1 protein-coding gene is annotated in these 1,449 nt (G+C 70.0%); it reads left to right on the top strand.

From position 1 onward, the window contains the following. The first annotated feature begins 120 nt into the window (after positions 1–120). Positions 121–1,437, top strand: coding sequence for an ISL3 family transposase (locus I8N68_RS32385; protein WP_200216910.1), 1,317 nt, complete (start codon positions 121–123; stop codon positions 1,435–1,437). Positions 1,438–1,449: the final 12 nt, after the last annotated feature.

Raw genomic sequence — 1,449 nt, forward strand, 5'->3', positions numbered from 1 at the left:
CGGCTCTTCGAAGTTGAGCGGGGTTCGCGGCTGGCGGCGACCCGGAAATGAAGGGCTCGCAGCCCATCGGTGATCATCTGAGTGTCGAGTTCGGATGGTCACAAGTGAAGAGTTGCGAGCATGGTCAACGATACGACCCGGCTGCTGGGCCTGGATGGCCTGGTGGTCGAGCAGGTCGAGGTGGACGCTGCCGGCGTCCCCATGGTGGATCTGTCCACCGGTTGTGAGCAGGCACGATGCTGTCCGAAGTGTGGGCAGCGAGCGGTCCGGGTGAAGCAGTGGACCACGACCCGGCCGCGGGATCTGCCAGTCGCCGGGCGGCCGGTGCGGCTGCGCTGGCGGAAACGGCGTTGGTACTGCCCGACGTCGGCCTGTCCGCGTAAGTCGTTCACCGAACAGGTCGCCCAGGTCCCGGCCCGATCGCGGCTGACCACGCGGTTGCGGCAGGCGGCGGGTGCGGCGGTCGCCGACGGCGGGCGCACGATCGTGCAATCGGCCCGCGATCACGGCGTCTCGTGGCCGGTCGTCGCTGACGCGTTCACCGTGCATGCGAACAGGGTGTTGCCGGCCGAGCCGCAGCCGGTCGCGGTACTCGGCATCGACGAGGTCCGCCGCGGCAAACCGCACTGGACCTGGGACCCGCAGGCCGACTCGTGGACGGTCACCGCCGACCGGTGGCACGTCGGCTTCTGTGACCTGTCCGGCGGCCAAGGCCTGCTCGCCCAGGTCGAAGGACGCACCACCGCCGCGGTCACCGGCTGGCTCACCGCCCGCTCACCGGCCTGGCGCGAACAGGTCGAGGCGGTCGCGATCGACATGTGCACCGTGTTCAAGGCCGCGATCCGGCAGGTCCTGCCACAGGCGCTGCTGGTCGTCGATCACTTCCACGTCGTGCAACTGGCCAGCCGGGCCGTCACCGAGGTCCGCCGCCGCATGACACTGACCCAGCGAGGACGCCGCGGCCGCGGCACCGACCCGGAATGGCGGATGCGTAACCGGCTGACTCGCTCGGCCGCTCGGATGCCCGGCAAGCACGTCGACCGCCTGGTCGACACCCTCGAGGCGCTGCCCGCCGCGATCGGCGCTCCGATCCTGTCCGCGTGGAACGCGAAGGAAGACCTGCTCGACCTGCTCGCCACCGCCCGCACCCGACCCGACCGGGAACACGTCCACCGGCTGCTGCGCCGCTTCTACACTCGCTGCGCCGCCTCTGACCTGCCTGAACTGCACCGGCTCGCCACCACGATCGAGACCTGGTGGCCGCAGATCAACGCGTTCCTGCACACCGGGATCACCAACGCCGGCTCGGAAGGAACCAACCGGGTCATCAAGACCGTCGCCCGCGACGCCTACGGCTTCCGCAACCCCGAAAACCAGCGGCTACGCACCCGCACCGCCACCACCCGGCGCCACCGCGGACACCTCAACCCCGCTTAACTTCGAAGAGCC

Source organism: Micromonospora coerulea, from assembly GCF_016598485.1.
Lineage (GTDB): Bacteria > Actinomycetota > Actinomycetes > Mycobacteriales > Micromonosporaceae > Micromonospora > Micromonospora coerulea.

Bases quoted from the DNA above. Each gene is read 5' to 3' on its own strand.
- I8N68_RS32385 (WP_200216910.1), top strand. From the start codon at position 121: ATGGTCAACGATACGACCCGGCTGCTGGGCCTGGATGGCCTGGTGGTC.